This window comes from Salinivirga sp., from assembly GCF_035268865.1.
In the GTDB taxonomy this organism is placed as follows: Bacteria; Bacteroidota; Bacteroidia; order Bacteroidales; family Salinivirgaceae; genus Salinivirga.
Window position 1 is genome coordinate 47,192 of sequence record NZ_DATFKB010000104.1, and the last position, 21,974, is coordinate 69,165.

Annotated in this window: 18 protein-coding genes; 5 read left to right on the top strand and 13 right to left on the bottom strand. The window is 39.3% G+C overall.

Annotated elements, in window-relative coordinates:
• Positions 1 to 26: 26 nt before the first annotated feature.
• Both VJ937_RS06335 and VJ937_RS06340 read right to left on the bottom strand, forming a co-directional pair.
• Positions 27 to 1,223: an aspartate aminotransferase family protein gene (locus VJ937_RS06335; protein WP_324066051.1), complete on the bottom strand. Its 1,197-nt coding sequence runs from the start codon at positions 1,221 to 1,223 to the stop codon at positions 27 to 29.
• A 157-nt stretch (positions 1,224 to 1,380) separates the two neighbouring features.
• Entirely contained in the window at positions 1,381 to 2,094 is a 714-nt protein-coding gene (locus tag VJ937_RS06340) for a LytTR family DNA-binding domain-containing protein (protein WP_324066052.1), read from the bottom strand.
• Positions 2,095 to 2,327: 233 nt separating this feature from the next.
• On the opposite strand from VJ937_RS06340, the gene VJ937_RS06345 reads away from it, so the two are divergent.
• A complete protein-coding gene (locus VJ937_RS06345; RefSeq protein WP_324066053.1) occupies positions 2,328 to 4,970 on the top strand; it encodes a S8 family serine peptidase in 2,643 nt (880 codons plus the stop codon).
• A gap of 12 nt (positions 4,971 to 4,982) precedes the next feature.
• Here the strand turns inward: VJ937_RS06345 and rfbD are convergent, their stop codons facing one another.
• The 8 genes from rfbD to VJ937_RS06385 form a co-directional block, all read right to left on the bottom strand.
• Positions 4,983 to 5,864, bottom strand: coding sequence for a dTDP-4-dehydrorhamnose reductase (rfbD, locus tag VJ937_RS06350; RefSeq protein ID WP_324066054.1), 882 nt, complete (start codon positions 5,862 to 5,864; stop codon positions 4,983 to 4,985).
• Positions 5,857 to 6,417: a dTDP-4-dehydrorhamnose 3,5-epimerase gene (gene rfbC, locus VJ937_RS06355; protein ID WP_057952567.1), complete on the bottom strand. Its 561-nt coding sequence runs from the start codon at positions 6,415 to 6,417 to the stop codon at positions 5,857 to 5,859. Before rfbC ends, rfbD begins: the two co-directional genes overlap by 8 nt.
• 3 nt (positions 6,418 to 6,420) lie before the next feature.
• On the bottom strand, positions 6,421 to 7,293 hold the full coding sequence (gene rfbA, locus VJ937_RS06360) for a glucose-1-phosphate thymidylyltransferase RfbA (RefSeq protein ID WP_324066055.1): 873 nt from the start codon (positions 7,291 to 7,293) through the stop codon (positions 6,421 to 6,423).
• Between the two features lie 33 nt (positions 7,294 to 7,326).
• Positions 7,327 to 8,286, bottom strand: coding sequence for a UDP-glucuronic acid decarboxylase family protein (locus tag VJ937_RS06365; RefSeq protein WP_324066056.1), 960 nt, complete (start codon positions 8,284 to 8,286; stop codon positions 7,327 to 7,329).
• 129 nt (positions 8,287 to 8,415) lie between these two features.
• The gene (locus VJ937_RS06370) at positions 8,416 to 8,814 is read right to left on the bottom strand and encodes a DUF4878 domain-containing protein (RefSeq protein ID WP_324066057.1); all 399 of its coding nucleotides are present in this window, start codon (positions 8,812 to 8,814) and stop codon (positions 8,416 to 8,418) included.
• A gap of 10 nt (positions 8,815 to 8,824) precedes the next feature.
• Positions 8,825 to 9,454 carry a YiiX/YebB-like N1pC/P60 family cysteine hydrolase gene (locus tag VJ937_RS06375; RefSeq protein WP_324066058.1) on the bottom strand — a complete coding sequence of 210 codons (630 nt, stop codon included), beginning with the start codon at positions 9,452 to 9,454 and terminating at the stop codon, positions 8,825 to 8,827.
• A gap of 109 nt (positions 9,455 to 9,563) precedes the next feature.
• Entirely contained in the window at positions 9,564 to 10,274 is a 711-nt protein-coding gene (locus VJ937_RS06380; RefSeq protein WP_324066059.1) for a tRNA1(Val) (adenine(37)-N6)-methyltransferase, read from the bottom strand.
• Positions 10,275 to 10,277: 3 nt separating this feature from the next.
• The gene (locus VJ937_RS06385) at positions 10,278 to 11,057 is read right to left on the bottom strand and encodes a TIGR02757 family protein (RefSeq protein WP_324066060.1); all 780 of its coding nucleotides are present in this window, start codon (positions 11,055 to 11,057) and stop codon (positions 10,278 to 10,280) included.
• A gap of 62 nt (positions 11,058 to 11,119) precedes the next feature.
• On the opposite strand from VJ937_RS06385, the gene VJ937_RS06390 reads away from it, so the two are divergent.
• Positions 11,120 to 11,788 carry a LysE family translocator gene (locus VJ937_RS06390; RefSeq protein ID WP_324066061.1) on the top strand — a complete coding sequence of 223 codons (669 nt, stop codon included), beginning with the start codon at positions 11,120 to 11,122 and terminating at the stop codon, positions 11,786 to 11,788.
• On the opposite strand, the gene VJ937_RS06395 is transcribed toward VJ937_RS06390, so the two are convergent.
• The 3 genes from VJ937_RS06395 to VJ937_RS06405 all read right to left on the bottom strand — a co-directional run bounded on the left by VJ937_RS06395 (position 11,742) and on the right by VJ937_RS06405 (position 17,238).
• A complete protein-coding gene (locus VJ937_RS06395; protein WP_324066062.1) occupies positions 11,742 to 12,431 on the bottom strand; it encodes an ABC transporter ATP-binding protein in 690 nt (229 codons plus the stop codon). The genes VJ937_RS06390 and VJ937_RS06395 overlap by 47 nt on opposite strands.
• A 127-nt stretch (positions 12,432 to 12,558) precedes the next feature.
• Positions 12,559 to 15,738, bottom strand: coding sequence for a protein translocase subunit SecDF (gene secDF / locus VJ937_RS06400; RefSeq protein ID WP_324066063.1), 3,180 nt, complete (start codon positions 15,736 to 15,738; stop codon positions 12,559 to 12,561).
• A gap of 162 nt (positions 15,739 to 15,900) precedes the next feature.
• Positions 15,901 to 17,238, bottom strand: a complete 1,338-nt coding sequence (locus VJ937_RS06405; RefSeq protein ID WP_324066064.1) for a saccharopine dehydrogenase C-terminal domain-containing protein — start codon at positions 17,236 to 17,238, stop codon at positions 15,901 to 15,903.
• Positions 17,239 to 17,527: 289 nt separating this feature from the next.
• Here VJ937_RS06405 and VJ937_RS06410 point away from each other — a divergent pair, with 289 nt between their 5' ends.
• From VJ937_RS06410 to asnB, 3 genes are all read left to right on the top strand, one after another.
• Positions 17,528 to 18,922 (top strand): C1 family peptidase, encoded by a 1,395-nt coding sequence (locus tag VJ937_RS06410; protein ID WP_324066065.1) that lies wholly within the window; start codon positions 17,528 to 17,530, stop codon positions 18,920 to 18,922.
• 61 nt (positions 18,923 to 18,983) lie between these two features.
• Positions 18,984 to 20,090 carry a pyridoxal phosphate-dependent aminotransferase gene (locus VJ937_RS06415; RefSeq protein WP_324066066.1) on the top strand — a complete coding sequence of 369 codons (1,107 nt, stop codon included), beginning with the start codon at positions 18,984 to 18,986 and terminating at the stop codon, positions 20,088 to 20,090.
• On the top strand, positions 20,091 to 21,968 hold the full coding sequence (asnB, locus tag VJ937_RS06420) for an asparagine synthase (glutamine-hydrolyzing) (protein WP_324066067.1): 1,878 nt from the start codon (positions 20,091 to 20,093) through the stop codon (positions 21,966 to 21,968). It abuts the gene before it with no gap.
• Positions 21,969 to 21,974 lie beyond the last annotated feature (6 nt).

Below are 21,974 nucleotides of genomic sequence, written 5' to 3' on the forward strand. Positions count from 1 at the left end.
ATTCAATCTCTAGTATTTAATTCTACCTAGACATGCTTGTTCACAAAAGTATCAATTAACCCGAGAAGCTTTTCGGCAATTTCAGTGGCCTGCTCATTGGTAATAATGAGTGGTGGTGCAATACGAAAAGCCTCCGGATTAAAAAGAAACGGATCGAAAATTATGCCGTTTTCAGCGGCGTATTTCATAAAATCAGGGATAAAAACATCGTCTAAATCCACAGCAAGAAAAAGCCCCTTCCCTCTTACATTTTTAATGCGGGGGTGTTTCATTTTTTGTCTGAAAATATTTCCCACTTCATTGGCACGTTGCGTAAGCTCATCGCGTAAAATAATTTCGAGCGAAGCTAAAGCAGCAGCACAAGAAACAGGATGCCCGCCAAAGGTTGTAATATGACCGAGCGCCGGGTTATAAGTGAGTTGATTCATCAACTGTTTATCGGCCACAAAAGCGCCAATGGGCATACCTCCGCCCATACTTTTCGCAATGGTCATAATATCGGGAACAACATCATAATGCTCATGGGCAAAGAGCTTACCAGTTCTTCCGAACCCGGTTTGAATTTCATCAAAGATGAGCAATGCGCCAACTTCATCGCAACGCGCCCTTAGTTGCTGCATGTATGACGTATCTGGCACTATAATTCCGGCTTCTGCCTGAACAGGCTCCACAACCACACATGCCGTGGTTTTATCTATTTTTGAGAGCTCTTCAGGTACATTAAAATTCAAATGTGTAATGCCCGGCAAAAGCGGGCGAAAAGCATTTTTTAATACCTCGTCCCCAAGTATACTCAGTGCTCCCTGGGTACCGCCATGGTATGCATTGCGAAAAGCCACAACACCTGAGCGGCCTGTAGCACGTTTTGCCAGTTTCATGGCGCCTTCGATTGCCTCACTACCTGAATTTACATAATAAACGGTATTCAGCTGAGCAGCTAATTTCGAAGTAAGTAATTCGGCATAACGCACTTGCGGACTTTGGATCATCTCGCCATAAACCATCAAATGCATATGTTTGGCTGCCTGGTTTTGAACGGCTTTTACAACTTCGGGATGAGCATGCCCCACATTACTTACAGATACGCCGGATACCAGATCGATATATTTTTCGCCATTGTTTCCACGTAGATAAATACCCTCAGCACTTTCAATCTCAATAGCAAATGGATCAGTACTCGTCTGTGCTACGTGCTCAAAAAAAAGCTGGCGGTGAGTCAGCATCTTCTCTTAATTTTATTTTTTACTTTTTATTTCATTATAGAAACAGTGGGAGTAGTATATCTTCTTCTTAATAAACCGACTTTAAACATAGCTTAAAAATGCATAAACTATCCATATACAAAGCCTCTCCTTTAACCTATTTCTATGGAAACCAGTGTTATTTCGAGATGAGGTTTAAATCGTCCATGAGACCATCGCGGTATGATTTGCCAATTGGAATTACTTTGGTTCCGGTTTTTTCACCCATTATCACTGTATTGTCTTCAATCATATCAACTCTGTTTACATTGATGATATATGAACGATGAACCCTTTTAAATTTGTTTTCAGGCAGCTTATTTGCTATAGCTTTCATTGTGAAGTGTATAGTGTACCGATGCTCATAAGTAGCAACAATTACATAATTCTCCAAAGCTTCAATATAAATGATATCATTGTAATTTAAGCGAACAAGTGTAGAATTTTTCTTTTTAATAAAAATTTCGTCGTTGGTTTCACCTGAAATTTGCGCAGCATTATTGAATCGCTTTTGTGCTTTATTTACAGATTTTATAAAGCGGGGTAAACTGACTGGTTTAAGCAAGTAATCTGTTACATCGTACTCAAAAGCTTCAATTGCATATTTTTCTTTACCTGAAATAATAATTATCTGAGGGGGATTGTCAAGTGTATTCAAGAAATCCAAACCAGACATCTCCGGCATTTCAATATCGAGAAAAATTAAATCTATGCTATCGGGTCCGTTAAAGGCCTGGATGGCATCCATAGCATTATCGTAAGATGCGATTAAATCTAATGATTCCGATTTTTTAACAAATTCTTCAATTACTTTTCGTGATAACTGATCATCGTCAATGATTATGCAATTCATAGCTTCCATGTTTTTGCGTGTCAATAATTGTTGATGGGCCTTACCAAAATAACCCTGACCTCTCAACAACCTTAAATCAAAAATATAATTATTTTCGTGGTTATTTGTCCATTATTAACCATATAAAATTCAAATATAGTCAATAATTTAGCTAAAAATATGAATAATTTTCAATTTTTTAATCTTTAACACCTTGTTTTCCGTTATTGAAGTAATAAGACAAAGCTGAAAAAATGAAAAACCTCACATTCTTACTGATTGCAACTTTTTTGTTCTTTGCCAGCACAGGCTTAGCCCAAAACTATAATGTTATACTTAAAACAAAAAACACAAATTTTAATCTAAGTCAGGTTAATAAGAAGTTTCAGTTGGTTCCGCTATTTCCAGCCCACTATAAAAATGCACAAAAGGGCAATAAAAGCAGGTTGGCTAATATCTTCAGCATTTCAACCGCCTCGAAGACAGAACAAATACAGATCATAAAACAACTCAACCAACTACCAGAAATTATTTATGCCGTTGAAAAACCCACGGTATATTTATTCGATACCACAAACGACCCTTCAATAAGTCAGCAGTACTATCTTGGTGCAATAAATGCTTTTGCTGCATGGGATATTGAGCAGGGCGATTCCACCACCGTAATAGGCATTATTGATACAGGAACAGATTTTACGCACGATGACTTAAACACGAAGGTCCATCGCAATTATGCCGATCCTGTAAACGGTATAGACGATGACCTGGATGGATTTGTTGACAATTTTAATGGATGGGATTTGAGTGAAAATAACAATAACCCACAGGCAGATATTAACGGTCATGGGGTAAAAGTAGCAGGTATTGCAGCCGCTGCAGCGAATAACAATATTGGCATTGCCGGGGCCGGGCGCGACATTAGTTACCTACCCATAAAGGTTATGAACAGCAACGGAGAATTGAACACGGCCTGGGAAGGCATTGTATACGCTGCGGACCATGGTGTAGATGTGGCCGTATGCTCATGGGGTGGTTTGGTTGAATCTCCCTTTGCCCGCGACATTATTGAATATGCTGTTTATGATAAAGATATGGTAATTGTTGCTGCAGCCGGCAATAACGATAATGAAGAGTTATTTTATCCCGCGGCTTACAAAGAAGTAATTTCGGTAGCTGCAACCAATCAAAATGATCAGAAGTGGGCAGGCTCATCTTACGGTTATTATGTGGACCTCTCAGCTCCCGGTCAGGATATTTATTCAACAGCCCTCGGCAACAATTACAGTAGCGGCTCCGGCACTTCTTATGCTGCACCATCGGTTGGTGCAATTGCCGCACTGGTAAGGCATCAGCGGCCCCATCTAAATACTTTTCAGGTAATGCAACAAATTATTAATTCAACCTACTTCTTAGATACGATTCCCCAAAACGTGATTTATAGCAATAAACTTGGGAGCGGAAGGCTCGACGCCTATAAAGCTCTTTCAGACACCATGATAAGTGGCGTTGACATTACCGAAATGCACACCCATGGATTAACAGCGGCAGGTGATACAATACACATGCGAGGCATATTGACAAACCATTTGCAAAGTGCCGCCATCTCTATAGAAGTTGAGTCTCTATCCGATTTTGCTTCTCTGTTAACAACATCATTGAATGCCGGGATCCTAAATACTGGCGAATCGTTCTCAATAGAAAATAATGAGGTGCCTGTTATTCTTCATGATGACATACCATTCGATGAAAAAATCACCATAAAATTCCGCATTAATGACGGCCAAAAATCATACAACCGCTATTTCTCATTCTATGCCAATCAGTCGTACATTGACCTCACCCGCCAGGAGCTAAACATGACAGTTCCCGCAAATGGGCGTCTGGGGTTTAATAGAATTAGTCCTTTGCAGGGTAACGGCATCTGGCTGGATAACTACACCAATATGGTATGGGAGGCCGGATTGATTTATGGTAACAGCACAAATGAGGTAATCAGCACTTTCATAGGAGCCACAGGATTACAAACGCTGAGTATTGCCGACACAGCATATTTTGGAACGGATAGCTTAACAATTCATGCTGTGATGATTGACACCAATAAAACAAGCCTCATGCAAATAAAAACTTTGCAAAAAATAAGTATCGTTAACTATCCGGAATTAACATCTACCATATTTATTTCTTATGCCTTCATCAACAAAAGCGAAAACACCTATAATGACTTCCATGCAGGCTTGTTTTTTGACTGGGATTTAATAAACGCAACGACCAACCACATGTACTTTGACAATAACAATCAAATTGCATATTGTGAAAACACTTTGGAAGGCAATATGCTTACCGGAATTAAAATCCATAACCAACCCTTTCATCACTATGCTTTCGAGCTAAAAGAAGATACTGAAGGTATTGACATCACAGACGGATTCACAAACGAAGAGAGGTGGTTTGCACTCTCGAATGAGCGACAAGAAGCGGGTTCGAGTTCTGGTGATGATGTGGCACATCTGGTTGGTACAGAAGGCATGACTTTAAATCCAGGCGACACCATTTCTACGACGTTTATTCTCACTGCCGGATTTCACCTTTCAAATATCATCACGAATATCAATGAAGCAGAGAATTATTTATCCGGTAGCACATCGGTCACAGCACCAATATCAAAAACCAGGTTAACCATATATCCCCAGCCATCTGACTCAAAAGTAATAATATCATGTGACAGTTACCTGCGCAGAATAGAAATTTACAACTTGAACGGAAAGCCAGAGAAACAACTCAACCTACACACAAAACAATATTTACTTAACACAGAAGATCTTGCAAAAGGCATCTATGTTGTAAAAGCATACACCGCTGGTGGAGCCGTAAAAAATTCAAAACTTGTGATACAGTAACACTGCACTACCTCAGTTTGATTTTTTAAGCACTTCAATACAATTTGCAAGACTTGCTTCCCAATGCGGAATTGCGATATGAAACTGGTTTTTAATTTTTCGTTTATCGAGCACACTGTAATGCGGGCGTTTTGCGGGTGTGGGATAATCACTGGTGGGTATCGGGTTTACTTTCACACGGTTATTTGCGATTTGCTGAATTTTCAGGGCAAAATCGAACCATGAGCAAACGCCTTCATTGGTAAAATGATATATACCCCGTGCAAAATCATCATCATTTAAATATTGAATCGTTATAGCATTAATAGCATCGGCCAAATCACCTGCATAAGTTGGACTGCCAACCTGGTCATCAATTACACCGAGTTGCTTACGCTCCCCGCCCAGCCTCAGCATGGTTTTTACAAAGTTTTTACCATACTCAGAATATAGCCATGCAGTGCGTATTATAATGGCATTGCTGTATGTTTTTTGGATGGATTCTTCGCCCAGTGCCTTGGTCTCCCCGTAAAAATTCACCGGCCTTATGGGATCGTTTTCTATATACGGTCGAAAACCTTCGCCGCTAAATACATAATCTGTAGAAATATGTATTAAAAATACATCAAACATTTTACATTTCTCAGCCAGCACAAGCGGGCCTTTCTGGTTCACTTTGAGTGCCATCTCCTTTTCGTTCTCGGCATTATCAACATCTGTATATGCAGAGCAATTAATAAGCACATCTGGCCGAATCTCCTGTAGCTTTTCCTCAACTTGCCGGCGTGAGATAATATCCAGTTCATCAATATCAAGACCCACTACATTAAAGTGATTGTTATGCAGCAGAGCTTCCTTAACTTTTTGTCCTAATTGGCCATTGATACCAGAAATCAATATTGTTTTTTTAGGCATGAAACTCAAATTTATTGACACATTTATTAAAAGCAGGGTGCACTTTATCCTTATCACTCAAACGTGCTTCATCATATGTAATACCCCAATCGATATTGAGTTCGGCATCAAAGGGATTAATTCCTCCTTCAGCTTCGGGATGATAATAGGCATCGCACTTATATTGTACCAGCGCTGTTTCGCTCAATACTGCATAACCATGTGCAAACCCTTTTGGAACCAGAAGTTGCTTATGGTTTTCTTTAGTAAGCTTAACACTGAACCAACGTCCAAAAGTTGGTGATCCTTTACGTAAATCAACAGCCACATCGTTTATCTCCCCCTCAATAGCCCTTATAAGCTTACTTTGCGCGAAAGGTGGATGCTGATAATGCAATCCACGCAATACGCCTCGCTGACTCATGGCCTGATTATCCTGCACAAAGTCATAATGAAGACCCTGCTTCTCAAAGGCTTGCTTATTGTATGATTCATAAAAATATCCGCGCTCATCTCCGAATATTTTTGGTTCTATAATTAACAAATCGGAGATGGGTGTTTCAATAATTTTCATGTATTAACTGTTTTTCCTGGCTACTTCAAATAAATATTCGCCATACTGGTTCTTCTTAAGCTCTTCAGCCAATTTTAACAATTGCGCTCTGTCGATAAATCCTTTTTTATAGGCAATTTCCTCAATGCAGGCAATCTTCAGGCCCTGACGCTGTTCTATGGTTTCTACATAGTTAGATGCATTATGCAGGCTCTCATGCGTGCCGGTATCGAGCCAGGCAAAGCCTCGACCAAGCAATTCCACATTAAGTTTCCCTTCTTTGAGGTACATTCTGTTCAGGTCGGTAATTTCCAGTTCTCCCCTGGCTGAAGGCTTCAACGCTTTAGCTTTTTCTACCACGGTATTGTCATAAAAATATAAGCCGGTAACCGCATAGTTCGACTTAGGATTTTCCGGCTTCTCCTCAATACTGAGCACATGGCCGTGTTCGTCGAATTCTGCCACCCCATATCGTTGCGGATCTTTCACATAGTAACCAAAAACAGTAGCTCCCTGCTGGCGCTCTACAGCATTGCGCAAAATGCCTGAAAATCCATATCCATAAAAAATATTATCGCCAAGGATCAGACACGCCTGATCATTCCCAATAAATTCATCCCCAATAATAAAAGCCTGAGCGAGGCCATCGGGCGATGGTTGCTCTGCATACTGAATATTTAATCCATACTGGCTGCCATCTTCAAATAAATTCTGATACAATGGTAAATCACGGGGTGTTGAAATTATGAGGATATCTTTTATACCTGCCAGCATCAGTACCGACAAGGGGTAATAAATCATTGGCTTATCGTAAACCGGAATGATTTGTTTTGAGATACTTTTCGTAATAGGATAAAGCCTGGTGCCGGCGCCACCGGCCAGAATAATACCTTTCATTTTATTGTGATTTAAATTTTTAATTGCTCCATTTTACCAGGTATCGAAATTACCTGATTTCAATAGATTATCAAAATAAGTAATTGTTTTTTCAAGTCCCTGTCTGAGGGCAACTTCAGGTTCCCAGCCATTAAGTAATTCGTGGGCTTTTGAAATATCGGGTCGCCTCTGAATAGGATCATCATCGGGTTTTGGATGGTTCACAACTTTTGACGCAGAACCGGTCATCTCAATTACCATATCTGCCAGTTCTTTTATTGTAAACTCTCCCGGGTTGCCCACATTAATTGGTCCGGTAATTTCATCATCGGTCTTCATCATTCGAATCATACCTTCAACCAAATCATCCACATACTGGAAGCTGCGAGTTTGGCTACCATCGCCATAAATAGTGATATTCTGGTTTTGAAGCGCCTGGATAATGAAATTTGATATTACACGGCCGTCGCTTGGGTGCATGCGCGGGCCGTAGGTATTAAAAATCCTGATAATTTTTATGCGCACTCTATTTTGTATATGGTAATCCATAAACAGCGTTTCAGCACATCGCTTACCTTCGTCATAGCACGATCTGCGACCAATAGGATTTACATGCCCCCAATAATCTTCAGTTTGTGGATGAACGTGGGGGTCACCGTAAACCTCTGAGGTAGACGCCTGCAGTATTGGTGCTTTTATGCGTTTAGCAAGGCCCAACATGTTGATTGCACCCATAACAGAAGTTTTTACTGTTTTAATGGGGTTATACTGATAGTGTATTGGAGAGGCAGGACAAGCCAAATTGTATATTTCATCCACTTCTGCATAATATGAGGCTGTCACATCGTGTCTGACTACTTCAAAAAACGGGTTGTCCATCAAATGCATTATATTACGTTTATCGCCAGTAAAATAATTATCAAGAGAAATTACTTCATAACCATCATTCAGTAGCCTTTCACACAAATGTGATCCCACAAAACCGGCACCACCGGTAACAAGTGCTTTTTTCATAAAAATTTGTAATACATTTCAAATTATAAAACGATCTGACTTCAAAATTAAGGCTTTTAAGATATTTTTTACGCTAAAAACAAAAAAAGACTGACTTAAAGGCCAGTCTCTTCTCAATTTCACACTCAATTATTTTCCCACGGTCAGCATCCAGGCGCCGTCGACCATTACTAAATTGGAATTGGCAGGTTCCTTATCTCCATTTCCATACTCTACCTCGGCCTGAACATTACAGGTTTTACCATCTTCAGAAATTTCTTCTTTTACGATACTAACTGTTTTTATTCCGCCCTTTTTCTCAATTTGGCCCTTACTCATTTCAAGTATCTTTTTGAGTTTTTCCCGATCTTCATCGGTCATCTCATCTCCATTGGTATCCAATTTATCGATTACGTAATCGTACTCTCCATCGGCAAGGCTAAAATATACTTTCTCGGTAATATCGCCGGGTGTTTCTTCGCCACCACATGCAAAAAACATTGTAGCAGCTGCTGCCAAAATCGTTAATAAAAATGCTAATTTTTTCATACGTATAAATTTAGTTATTGGGGAATGAATAAATATGTTGAATTTTCGAATTCTTCAATATCGTTCCGGGAAATATTATCGGGATTCGCCTGGGAAAGATCAGAGAATCCATGTTTCCCGCCAGAATATCAATACCACATCCACGATATGCATTGCGAACCAATTCAGTACAATATAATCTCGACGAATCGTGCAAATCATAAGCGTCATCGAATTCCACCCTGGCATTATGAACCCGGTCAATGTAACCGCTAATTTTTTTCTTTTGCGAGGCTTTAAGGTTTATGCGGTAAACTGCACCTGCAGAGGCATGTTTATAGTGCCAAAACTCCTTCAGAGGCTCCATTTTCACAGTATTTTCAGGTTCATTTTCAGCGGGAGCAGCATGCAAAATTACACAACCGCCATCGTCTTTAATGTGTGCTATCCCAATATGAGAATATCTCACAGTACCATCGGCAGCTAAAACAACATAACTCTCAATGCTTTTTCCCCGTCTGAAAACCAAATCACCCTCATTTAAAGCAGGCAAAGCGCTAAAGTCATCATCACAATTAGCTATACGAAATGAATCTAAAGGGGTAACGGCAGATATCTCCCAAAAAGCCAACATTGCGAGTATAATGAAAATTGGGTTCATTCAATGGATTTAGGGTAAAGATAGTAAAAATAAAATTGACCCGCCTGAAAAATAAGTAGTTAACAATTAATTAAAACTCAAATAAATATACACACTGTTAGTATGTAAACTAAAGATAAAATGGCCCGGTGAGTTGCTTATAAGCATCACTATATTGATGCCGGCCAAATTCTTCAATAATTATCTCATTTACCTCGCAGGCTGCTTTGGTTTGATTAAGCTCGACTAAAATACGGTGAGGCGCCTTTGTGGGGGTTGGTTTCACATATGTCAGCGCAGAAATAAAGAAACCATTCTTCTGAGCTATTGTTTTCAAATCAGGAAATGTGGCTGCTGGCAAGATCATAGATAACCGTCCCATGTCGTATAACAAAGCTGCTGCACCTTCCATTATTCCAGACAAGTCCAGGGATTCATCGTGCCGGGCAACAGCCCTTTCCTTTTGCGCAGGTTTCAGGGTGCTGTTATAAAATGGCGGATTGGTAATGATATGGTCGAAGCGCTGCGCACTATTTTCATAAAAAGACCTGAAGTCAATCAAATGCAAATTAATTCGTTCACTCCAGGCACATGCCTGAACATTCTCTTTTGCCTGGTTAAACGCCCCGCAATCAACTTCAATAGCATCGATACTGGCAGTAGCATTGCGTTGCGCTGCCATAATTGCGATAAGCCCGGTTCCGGTACCCACATCCAGTATTTTCGATGAATCAGAAACATTTGCCCATGCACCGACCAATACACCGTCAGTGCCCACTTTCATGGCAGTACGATTCTGGTTAATTGTAAACTGTTTAAAACGAAACCACTGATTAGCCATTGCTTAAAATTTTTCGAAGATGCCCAGTCCAAATAGCGCAAAATCATATTTAGCAGGATCTTCCGTATCAAACTCCTGCAGTACTTTTGAAACCTCTTCCACCGCTCGCCAATCGTTTGATCTGCGGGTTAAAATACCCAACTTGCGACTAATACGGGCTGTGTGCACATCGAGTGGTAAATACAGGGCCGATGGTTTGATAAACTGCCACAAGCCAAAATCAACTCCCCTGTTATCGTTCCGTACCATCCATCGCAACATCATATTCATTCGCTTCGCTGCTGAACCTTTTGCAGGATTAGACAAATGCTTCTGGGTCCGACCCGGTTTTTTATATTGAAAAAAACGGCAATGAAACGTTACGAGCAGGTCATACACATTTCCCTTTTCTTCATAAAAACTTTTAAAACTATTTCCAAGCGTACCGTAATCGTTTATTAGTTTTTGTAAAGCCCCGATAAAATATACAAGATCGGTATCCTTAAAAGTACGATATATAAATTTTTTCAGTCGGGCAAAATCATCCTTACAGGCAAATTTCACAAACTCGAAAGGAGAATAGTCCATAAGCTGCATCATCTCCATGCCTTTTTTTACAATCATGGGTCGTTGTCCCCAGGCTATTGTGGCTGCCAGGAATGCTGCAATTTCAATATCGTTTTGTTGAGAAAATTGATGGGGCACAGCAATAGGATCATCTTCAATAAATTCGGGTCTGTTGTATTGCTCATATTTCTCTTCAAGCAATTCTTTTATCAACAGTCTGGTAGCTTCATTTGTCATTTATATAAATAGTTTTCTCTTTAGTGCAATTTTAATTATTTTTGAATCTTTTTAAAAGATTTATGGAAGAAGCCGTAGCTCCAATAATACTATTTTTAAAAGGCATAGTCATTGGCCTTGCTGTATCGGTACCTATGGGTCCTATTGGTGTATTGTGTGTTCAAAAAACCATCAATAAAGGAAGACTTCATGGAATGCTTTCCGGTTTCGGAGCAGCATTTGCCGATACTGTTTTTGCCATTATTGCTATTTTTGGTTTAACTGTAACTAAAAATTTTCTGCTTGAATACCGATTGGAACTACAAATTTTAGGTGTTATTGTGCTTTTAGGTCTTGGTACAAAAATTTTCTTTTCAAACCCGATAACTCAAATCCGCAGAAGAGCCAGAAATAAACGTCAGGGCATTTTTGGCGATTTTATTTCAGTATTTTTTCTTACGCTAAGTAATCCATTAACCGTATTGTTTTTCGGTGCCACAATTGCTGCCCTCAGTATTCACGATACTGATCACTACCTTGCATCGCAGTTGATACTGGTGGGTGGAATAAGTGCAGGAGCCATGAGTTGGTGGATAAGCTTAACCTCAATTGTAAATATTTTCCGGCACCGCTTCAGACTTAAGCAACTTTGGTGGATAAATAAAATATCGGGTATTGTTATACTCACTTTAACCATCGTTGCGGCTATTCTTCTGGCTTTGCGCCACTTTGGGCAGGTTGACGGTTTATAATTGCTCCATCACGCAATTCTACAATACGGTCAGCAAGACCAGCCAATTCTTTATCGTGGGTTACAATAATAAATGTAAGATTAAACTCATCTCTTAAAGAAAAGAAAAGCTTGTGCAAAGACTCTTTATTAGCAGTATCGAGATTTCCCGATGGCTCATCAGCCAAGATTACTTTTGGTCTGTTCATTAAGGCGCGAGCTACGGCAACGCGCTGTTGCTCCCCACCGGATAACTCTGATGGTTTGTGGTTTGCGCGATCTGTAAGCCCCATCTTTTCTAATAGCTTTTGCGCATTGTCCTGGGCAGTTTTCATATTTTGCCCTTTAATTAATGCAGGAATGCTAATATTCTCCAAAGCACTAAATTCGGGCAACAGCTGATGAAACTGAAACACAAAACCAATATTATCATTACGAAAGCGCGACAGACCTTGCTGCTTTAATTCAAAGGGATTCTGCTCGTCGAACCAAACAGCCCCACTATCTGCCCTGTCAAGTGTACCCAGAATTTGAAGCAATGTTGTTTTCCCTGCCCCGCTGGGCCCGACAATGGTGACTATTTCCCCCTGTTTAATATATAAATCGACATCGCGCAGCACATGCAGGTCACCATAGTATTTATTTAACTTTTCTACTTTTATCATAATCAACATTAAAGCGGTTAGGCATTTATCATTACTTGCAAAATTAAGATTAAATACGAATTATAATTACATGACAATAAAAAACCCCGGCAATAGTTTGCCGGGGCTAATATTTCAAATAATAAAATTATTTTCTGGCTCCTTTAAGCGCCCGTTTACGCTCATCGGCTTTTACTGTATCGTAAACAACCGGAGTTGCAATAAATAGTGATGAATAGGTACCTACTGCAACACCTACCAACATGGCGAATATAAATCCACGAATCATCTCACCACCAAAAATAAAGATGGTCAACAGCACAACAAATGTACTCAACGATGTACTAAATGTACGAGCAAGGGTACTGTTGAGTGCAGTATTGAGGATTTCTTTTCTTCCACGTTTTTTGTAAAGGCCGAGGTACTCGCGGATGCGGTCAAATACTACCACAGTATCGTTAATAGAATAACCTACAACAGTAAGAATAGCTGCAATAAATGATTGATCAATCTCCATGGAGAAAGGCATGATTGTGTAGAACAGGGAATAAATTCCAAGTATGAACAACACATCGTGCAAGAGTGCGGCAACGGCTCCCAATCCAAACTGCCAGTTGGAGAATCGAATTAAAATATACAGGAAAATGATAATTAACGAGAATATTACGGCATAAACAGCGGAAGTTTTAATATCATCGGCAATGGTGGGACCAACCTTTTGAGAGCTCATACGACCAACTTTCTTATCCTGGTCAGAAATGAACATTTGGTAATCTACATCGCCAAGATAAGGCTTCAGTCCCTGATATAATTTTGCTTCCACAAAATCGTCTATGTCTACCTGTACATCCTGAGCAAAACCTGTAATATTATAAAACTGTTGCTTATCAGCGTCTGTTAACTCGTAATCGGTATCTATAAGGTATTTTGTAGTAACCTTAATCTGGTTATTACCACCGAATGTTTTCACTTCAGGGGCTTCACCACCAAATTCATCTTCAAGATCATTTTTAATGCTATTTACAGACACATCATCCTGGAAACGTACAATGTAGTTATGTCCTCCGGTAAAGTCTACACCCAGATTAAGTCCACGGGTAACCAATGAACCAACACCAATAATGATTACAATACCTGAAATGACATAAGCAATTTTACGTTTTTCAATAAATTTAACGGCTGTATTCTTAAATGCATTTTGCGTTAATTTAGAAGCAAATGCAATATTTTTCTTTTTACCGAGGAAGCCTTCATAAATAAGGCGTGTAATGAAAATTGCAGAAAACAAGGAAGTGATGATACCGATACCTAATGTAATGGCAAATCCGTAAATAGGTCCCTTACCGAAATATCCAAGTATAATCGCTGTCAACAGCGTTGTTAGGTTAGAGTCAATAATTGCAGAATAGGCATTTTTATATCCATCAGATAAGGCCATCCGAAGGCCTTTTCCGGCATTAAGTTCCTCTTTAATACGTTCATAAATAAGCACGTTAGCATCTACTGACATACCAATGGTCAGTACAATACCTGCAATACCGGGAAGGGTAAGTACGGCACCCAAAGATGCCAATATACCGGTTATGAAAAACATATTAATTATGAGCGCTAAGTTGGCCACCCATCCGGCATGACGATAGTAAAAAATCATATAGAGCATTACGACAAGAAAAGCGATCACAAACGACCACAAACCTTTGGTAATGGACTCCTGCCCTAATGATGGACCAACAATTTCTTCCTGAATAATGCGTGCAGGGGCAGGTAATTTACCAGATTTCAACACATTGGCAAGGTCTTTTGCCTCAGCAACTGAAAACTGACCTGTAATAGAAGAACGGCCTCCTTTAATTTCCTGGTTTACTCTTGGGTAAGAGTACACATAATTATCAAGCACAATTGCTATTTGGTTCCCAATATTATTTCTGGTAAGACGTGCCCATTTTTTAGCACCTTCAGTGTTCATAGACATAGAAACTTCAGCACTACCGCCTGTTTGACTGTTAAAATCGGCGCGGGCATCAGTAACGACATCACCTGAAAGCGCAGGTTCACCATCCATATTGCTAACTTTCAGTGCTACTAATTCATAAATATTACCTTCTTCATCAATAGGCTGTACATTCCAGCGGAACATAATTCGCATTGAACGAGGGAATATTTCCTGAACCTCTGGCATATGAAGATATTCATTAACCTGAGCTGTATCGCTAAAATGGGCATAACCAACTGAAGCTCCTGGCATTAATTTCCCATCTTGTGAAACGCGTGGCATTAATACTGAGAACAGTGGGTTCTGAGCACGCATTTGGGCATCGCTCATTGATGTAGTATCTTCAGCAATTAAGCTGGAATCTTCTGAGAGCAAATCATCTTCTTCAGCCAACAGGTCAGCCTCTTCTGTCTGAGCTTCTTCCTCCGATGCCTGAGCAACCTCTTCTTCAGCTGCGTCTGCAGCTTTTACGCTATCTTGCTGGGTTTCTTCTATTTTTTGCAGGCTGCGAATTTTATCATTGGCCCGGAACAAATATTCATAAACATCTTTATTACTGTATGTTTCCCAAAACTCGAGTTTTGCAGTTCCTTTTAGCAGCTTGCGTACCCGTTCCGGATTTTTAATTCCAGGCAGTTCAATAAGAATCTGCCCATCGGTTTCCAGTGGCTGTATTACAGGCTGTGCTACTCCAAAACGGTCGATACGATTACGCAACACATTGAAAGCATTTGAGATAGCACCATCTGTTTCTTTGCGAATTACCTCAAGCACTTCATCATTAGTAGAGTTGAAGTTAACCTTTTCGCGCAGGTCTTTTGTGCTAAATATTGTAGCTAAACGGCCCTCAGGAGCAATTTCTTCATAAGCACGGCCAAAAAGAGTTACAAAATCTTCCTGCGTCTCCTTCTGGTACTCTTTTGCCCGGTCTAAAGCTGCCAGAAAATCAGGATCATCACTGTTGCCTGCTAATGCCTTGATTACATCAGATACAGATATCTCTAAAATAACGTTCATTCCCCCTCTAAGGTCAAGCCCCAGGTTGATTTCACGCTCCTGACATTCACGGTAAGTAAACTCACGGATTCCGATAAAATTATAAACCGGTTCACCAGCGATTGAATCCAGATAATGATTCTTTTTCTCTTTTTTAAGCTCGTTTAATTCTTCCTCACTTAAGTCTTTCTCAGATTTTTTTGCATTTGCTACGATTCCTTCTGCATATTCTTCAGCATCACTAGACACCATTGAAGTAACAAAAGTAAACGATAACTGGTAGATAACTACCAAAGCCAGTGCAATTGCAATAAACCTAATTACTCCTTTATTCTGCATTTCGTTTGGTTTTTGATAATGATTTCAATTTTTTGCCAATTAATCGGGCAAATATATTCAAAATTTTTTAAATACCTTACGGATTCATACATTGATCTTAAGATTAGCAAATCCGCTCGAAACTACTTTAATTTGAAATACTCCGGGTATGTACGCTACGTACTATTTTTGAATATTTTCACTTAATGGCAGGCCAAATTCTTCTACCATTTTAATATCCATGGATTCGAGTTCATCCATTACTGGTTCATAAATCTCTTTCACAACCGGTCTGTATACGCCGGCAAGTTTAATTTTATCCTGCAAAATACGATCTACAGCAACAGCAGCAGGAAGCGCCACAGTACGAGCAATTGAAGTATAGCCCTGAGGATCACCAAAATCGAGCAACCGCGATTTTATAACTTCTTTTTCGCCATCTTTTCTTTTGACCAAAAAGACATGTTGCATAGCGACCATATCTCTGTCATTATCATTCATCCACATTTTTTCGATCATAAGATCTGATGTAACTTCAAAAGCTGTATCTTTTTCCCTGTTCATCTCTTTATCATCCAAAAGCCCCAGCCATTCGATTGATTTTATAGCATCAGCATCTTTGGGGATATTAAGCTTTTCAGCAATAGCCTGTTTGATATCTGCTCCGTTTAACCTGGCCATATCTTTAACAAATTCGGCATAAGTTTTACCTGTAAAATCATGCTCATCCGTCTCAATCAGATTGAGTCTTTTTATAGCATCGAGTGTGGCACACCAACTTTGATGTCTGAATGTGCCTCTGAATATTGTCTTAACCTCAGGTATACCATAAATATCGATATAATCAATTGAATTCCGGTTTGGATAAACATCCATTGTTCCAACATTTGGAAAATCAACCTCAAAGATATCCTGGAAAAGTGTTTGGGGCTCAACGTAAACCTCCTTACCTTTATGCAGGTAAGTGGCATCATTTTTACTTGCCAGAATTACTCCCTTGGGGCTCCATGAGAACTTGTACCCTAATGGATTATCAACATCCTTTGGGTCAGGGAGCGCTCCCGTTATAGAAAAAAATTCTTCAATCTCTCCTCCACTTTTATGTACTTTATCAATTATGCGCATTGCTGACATGTGATCAATACCGGGATCGACACCAATCTCGTTAAGCAAAAGCACATTTTTGTTTACAGCCTCATCGTACAAATTCTGCATTTCTGGTTTTACATATGAAGTGGTTACCATATGTTTTTTATATTCCAAACAAACTTTGGCAACCATCACATGAAACTTATAAGGTAACAAACTCACAATAAGATCGTGTTTTGGAACTAAATCATGAAGCCCCTTTTCATCTTCAGCGTCCCAATAAACAAATTGGCCATTTGGATGATCATTTAGCAGCTCTAAAGCTCTTTTTTGGTCAATGCTAGCTACAGTTAACCCATAATTTTTATTGAGTAAATATTCAATTATGGGACCTGCAACCATCCCTGAACCTAATATCAATACACTTTTCATAGGGTTTATTTTTCCTTTGATGCCTGCGACATCAAAAATTTCGTGTTTAATTTCTTAATATCAGCGAAAATAAAAGTTTATTGCAGAGCATAAAAGGTATTTTATCATTTTTTGAGTGACTCGAACTGAAACAACAATTAACAACAAACCACACAGCGAAACGCTAATAGGCACAATAAGCAGGATTAAGAGCCAGAAAAAGACTTTTAATTACCTGATATTTTTTGTTGCAATTACATTTTATTCCTGTTATTTTTGCTGCACTGTAGAAATCTATAACTCAATAATTATGAGAAAATCTTCCGTTTTAGTTGTCATCCTGTTATCTTCTTTTTCATTTGCTCTTGCGCAAAAAGGCAGTATTAGCCTTGAAATGATTGAGGATATGCATAAAACCTTTAATACAGATAAAGAAAACATAATGCGCATGAATGCAATTTCAAACAACAGCATTAAAGAAATTGCCTTAAGCAGAAAAAATTTAAGTGGCGTAGAACACCACTTTAAGTACAAAGTAGATGTTACCGGTATTACAGATCAGCAAAAATCCGGAAGGTGCTGGCTGTTTACAAGCCTAAATGTTATTCGCCCCAAAGTTATTGACAAATATGATTTATCAGACTTTGAATTTTCGCAAAACCACCTGTTTTTTTGGGATCAATTCGAAAAAGCCAATCTTTTTTTAGAGAACATTATTGCACACGCCGATGAAGATATTGACAGCCGCTATAATCAATGGCTATTAAAATCGCCTGTTGGAGATGGTGGTGTATGGAACTCATTTACAAACCTTGTGACTAAATATGGACTTGTACCATTGAGCATTATGCCAGAAACGCATAACTCAAAAAACACGGGTTATATGCGACGCATGCTCAGACGAAAAGTTCGTGAATTTGCCATTGAACTAAGAGCCATGCAAAATGAAGGGGCTAAACCTAAAGATTTAGCAAAGCGAAAAATCGAGATGATGGGAGTAGTATACAAAATGCTGGCACTTAATCTTGGAGAACCACCTCAAAAATTTGATTACAGGTTCGTGAGCAAGGATGGAGAGCTGGGAGAAACAAAATCCTATACACCGCAGGAATTTGCAAAGACAATTTTACCAGAGACAAATTACGATGACTACGTAATGTTAATGAATGATCCAACAAGACCCTATCACAAACTTTACGAGATAGACAATGACCGCAATGTAATGGAAGGTATTAACTGGAAGTATATCAATTTACCGAATAAAGCACTTAAACAATATGCCATAGAATCAATTAAAGGAAATGATGCCATGTACGCTTCATGCGATGTTGGGAAACAACTCAATAACGACATCGGATTGTTGGATCCCGATAATTATGATTTTGAAAGCGCCTATGGTATTGAATTCAACATGGACAAAAAAGCAAGAATTTTAAGCCGCGAGAGTGGTTCCAGCCATGGCATGGCATTAATAGCTGTAGATGTAGATAAAGAGGAGAACCCGGTAAAATGGCAATTTGAAAACAGCTGGGGGAGCAATAGTGGCCACAAGGGATACCTCTCATTTACAGACAGCTGGTTCGACGAATATATGTTCAGAGTTGTGGTACATAAAAAACATTTGCCCGATAAAGTACTAAAAATACTAGATCAAAAGCCAACCATGTTACCACCCTGGGACCCCATGTTTAAGGCAGACGAATAATAAATATAATTCAGTAAGACAGCGGCAATTTACCGCTGTCTTTTTATAATTGATTACAGCTATGCAAATCAATGAAACCAAAACCGAGACCTCGCGCATATTAAAAATTGGACAACGAGCGCGCAAACTTCAGGAAGAACAAAAAACCCCTTATTTAATGCTTCACAGGGGCGTAAATGCGGTTGTAAATATCGATATAAATTCAATAGCGAAATCCATTGATTTTAATTCCACAGACATACAGGTATACCCAGGCACAGCCGGTAAAGAAAAGCTTCGCAGGGCAATTTCCGACAGCTACTTTAAAGGTAAAGCAAATCCTGAAAATTTACTTATAATGCCAGGCGGCATAAGTGGACTGGACATCACTTTCCAGAACATACAGGTAGATGGTATAGCTTTACCCAATTTTTTCTGGGGTTCTTATGCTCAACTGGCCAAACTTCGGAAAATCAAGCTGAATGCCTATCCAAACCTGCAATCAGTCATAAAGTACCCACATAAGTACACGAACCAACTGGTTATAATAAACGACCCGGGCAATCCGCTTGGCGAAAAACACCCCGACACAGACATTTTTAATGCAATAGACAGATTATACCACGAAAACATTCCTGTATTGATAGACAGCCCTTACCGCAGGGTATTTATGGATGATGAAGATGATCTTTACCAGCGTTTACTGAAATATCCAAACGTGATTATTGTCGATAGTTTCAGTAAGTCGATGGGGTTAAGTGGCCAAAGGATTGGCTTTTTGCATAGTCAGAATAAAGATTTCATCCAGGAAGCTAAACAGCGCTTATTATACGCAACAAATGGAGTCAATGCATTTGCCCAGGAACTTATTTATAAACTCATAAGCACTGAAGAAGGCAAAACTGCGATTCAAAAATTCAAGAGAGAAACCAGTCAGGCAATTGCCAAAAACATAGATTTTTTGATTAACAACAACCTACTGTCCACAGAATTTTATAAAAACTCCAAACCTATGGGTATTTTTGCAAGTATAAACAGAATAGAAGAAGAACTACTTGCAAATAAAATAAGTGCGGTTTCGATGTCATATTTCAGTATTGAACCTGAAAAATATAAGAACCACTCGCGAATATGTGTATCTGTACCGCACGAAAAGTTTGTTAAGTACCTAAACCCATTGGTCAAATAAATGTGTGGAATAGCTGGATATTGGCTTAAAAACGGAAATGCAACTTCTCACCTTACGAATCTGGAAAATGCTATTAAGCGGCTCAATAAAAGGGGCCCGGATTATAGCAACTTTTTTTCACAGAAAAATGTAGGGCTGGGGCATGCACGACTGTCTATTATTGACACCTCAGCAGCTGCAAATCAACCCTTTTCTGATGAAACAGGTAATTTCACCATCATCTTCAATGGCGAAATATACAATTTCATGGAGCACCGGAAATTGCTTGAGAAGGATGGTGTAAAATTTCGCACCAATTCGGACACCGAGGTACTGCTTGAACTCTACAAAAAATACCATACCGAAACACCCTCCATACTGAATGGTTTTTTTGCCTTTGCGATTTATAACCATTCAACAAACGAGATATTTTTAGCACGTGACCGGTTTGGCATAAAGCCACTATACATTGCTGAAACTGAGACTCAAATTTGCTTTGCATCAGAAATAAAAGCGCTAATAGAGCTGAATATTGACAAAACACCAGACTTTAATTCCATTCACCGATATTTTCAACTTAACTACATACCTGGTCCGGACACCATATTTAAAAATGTAAAACAAATTGAACCAGGCACTTCCGTCTTAATCAACAACAAAGGTAAAAAGTTGTTAAACTATTATACCCCTCCGCAAAAACCAGATTACACCGGTGGATATAAAGAAGCTCAACAAAAACTCAAAGCATTAATGCTCAAATCAGTTGAGAAAAGGCTCATTGCTGATGTGCCACTGGGTTCTTTTCTGAGTGGCGGCATTGACTCGTCCATAATTGCCACCCTAACAGCCAAAATAAACCCGAACATAGAGAGCTTTTCCATTGGGTTTCCCGATGAACCATATTTCGATGAAACCCAATACGCAAAGGCGGTTGCTCAAAAAGCCGGATTAAAACACCACATCATCGATGTGCACTCAAAAGACATGCTGGAGGCTTTACCAGATGTATTGGATTACATTGACCAGCCTTTTGCCGATTCCAGCGCTATACCAGTATTTATTTTAAGTCGTGAAATAAGTAAACATGTTACAGTAGCCCTTTCCGGTGATGGTGCAGACGAACTATTTGGCGGCTACAGGAAGCACATGGCTCATAAACGTGCACTGAACCCTTCCATTTTTAATACTTTAATAAAAAATGCCGCTCCGATTTTTGAGGCTGCTCCCCAGTCACGACAGAACAAAATTACTGATAAAGCTCGTCAGGCAGCAAGATTCAGCCGGGGAATAAAACTCAAAGGAGCTGCAAGATATTGGTTCTGGGCCTCGATATCTTCAGAAAGCTACACCGATGAATTGCTATTAAACAAACCAGAAACCACAAAATTAAAACCCTGGGAACAACTAGGACTGGATATTCCAACGGAGCATGGATTGCACCACATACTAAATGCAGATATTAAAATGCTACTTCCAGGTGATATGCTGACAAAAGTAGATATGATGTCAATGGCGAACAGTCTTGAAGTACGTGTACCATTTCTTGATCACGAACTTGTGGACTTTACAATGCAACTACCGAACAACTATAAAATCAACAAAAACCAACAAAAACGAATCCTGCAAGACACATTCAGAGACGAATTACCAGAGATTTTGCATAACCGCCCTAAAAAGGGTTTTGAGATACCACTGGTAAATTGGTTTCGTAACGAACTAAATGATTTCATATTTCACGAAATACTCAACGAAGAAAAAATAAAAAACCAGCAAATATTAAATCATAAAACCATTGCGAAATTACGGTCTCAGCTTATGAGTGCAAGCCCCGGGGATGCCCCGGCCAGAATATGGGCGCTAATAGTTTTTCAGAATTGGTGGGATAAATACATGAATTAAACTTAA

Excerpts from the sequence above, each read along its gene's own strand:
- VJ937_RS06415 (WP_324066066.1), top strand. The coding sequence starts at position 18,984 with ATGCAAATCAATGAAACCAAAACCGAGACCTCGCGCATATTAAAAATT.
- VJ937_RS06385 (WP_324066060.1), bottom strand. The coding sequence starts at position 11,057 with ATGACAAATGAAGCTACCAGACTGTTGATAAAAGAATTGCTTGAAGAG.
- VJ937_RS06405 (WP_324066064.1), bottom strand. The coding sequence starts at position 17,238 with ATGAAAAGTGTATTGATATTAGGTTCAGGGATGGTTGCAGGTCCCATA.
- VJ937_RS06375 (WP_324066058.1), bottom strand. The coding sequence starts at position 9,454 with ATGAACCCAATTTTCATTATACTCGCAATGTTGGCTTTTTGGGAGATA.
- secDF (WP_324066063.1), bottom strand. The coding sequence starts at position 15,738 with ATGCAGAATAAAGGAGTAATTAGGTTTATTGCAATTGCACTGGCTTTG.
- rfbD (WP_324066054.1), bottom strand. The coding sequence starts at position 5,864 with ATGCCTAAAAAAACAATATTGATTTCTGGTATCAATGGCCAATTAGGA.
- rfbC (WP_057952567.1), bottom strand. The coding sequence starts at position 6,417 with ATGAAAATTATTGAAACACCCATCTCCGATTTGTTAATTATAGAACCA.
- VJ937_RS06390 (WP_324066061.1), top strand. The coding sequence starts at position 11,120 with ATGGAAGAAGCCGTAGCTCCAATAATACTATTTTTAAAAGGCATAGTC.
- VJ937_RS06370 (WP_324066057.1), bottom strand. The coding sequence starts at position 8,814 with ATGAAAAAATTAGCATTTTTATTAACGATTTTGGCAGCAGCTGCTACA.
- rfbA (WP_324066055.1), bottom strand. The coding sequence starts at position 7,293 with ATGAAAGGTATTATTCTGGCCGGTGGCGCCGGCACCAGGCTTTATCCT.
- asnB (WP_324066067.1), top strand. The coding sequence starts at position 20,091 with ATGTGTGGAATAGCTGGATATTGGCTTAAAAACGGAAATGCAACTTCT.
- VJ937_RS06380 (WP_324066059.1), bottom strand. The coding sequence starts at position 10,274 with ATGGCTAATCAGTGGTTTCGTTTTAAACAGTTTACAATTAACCAGAAT.
- VJ937_RS06395 (WP_324066062.1), bottom strand. The coding sequence starts at position 12,431 with ATGATAAAAGTAGAAAAGTTAAATAAATACTATGGTGACCTGCATGTG.
- VJ937_RS06340 (WP_324066052.1), bottom strand. The coding sequence starts at position 2,094 with ATGAATTGCATAATCATTGACGATGATCAGTTATCACGAAAAGTAATT.
- VJ937_RS06335 (WP_324066051.1), bottom strand. The coding sequence starts at position 1,223 with ATGCTGACTCACCGCCAGCTTTTTTTTGAGCACGTAGCACAGACGAGT.
- VJ937_RS06365 (WP_324066056.1), bottom strand. The coding sequence starts at position 8,286 with ATGAAAAAAGCACTTGTTACCGGTGGTGCCGGTTTTGTGGGATCACAT.
- VJ937_RS06345 (WP_324066053.1), top strand. The coding sequence starts at position 2,328 with ATGAAAAACCTCACATTCTTACTGATTGCAACTTTTTTGTTCTTTGCC.
- VJ937_RS06410 (WP_324066065.1), top strand. The coding sequence starts at position 17,528 with ATGAGAAAATCTTCCGTTTTAGTTGTCATCCTGTTATCTTCTTTTTCA.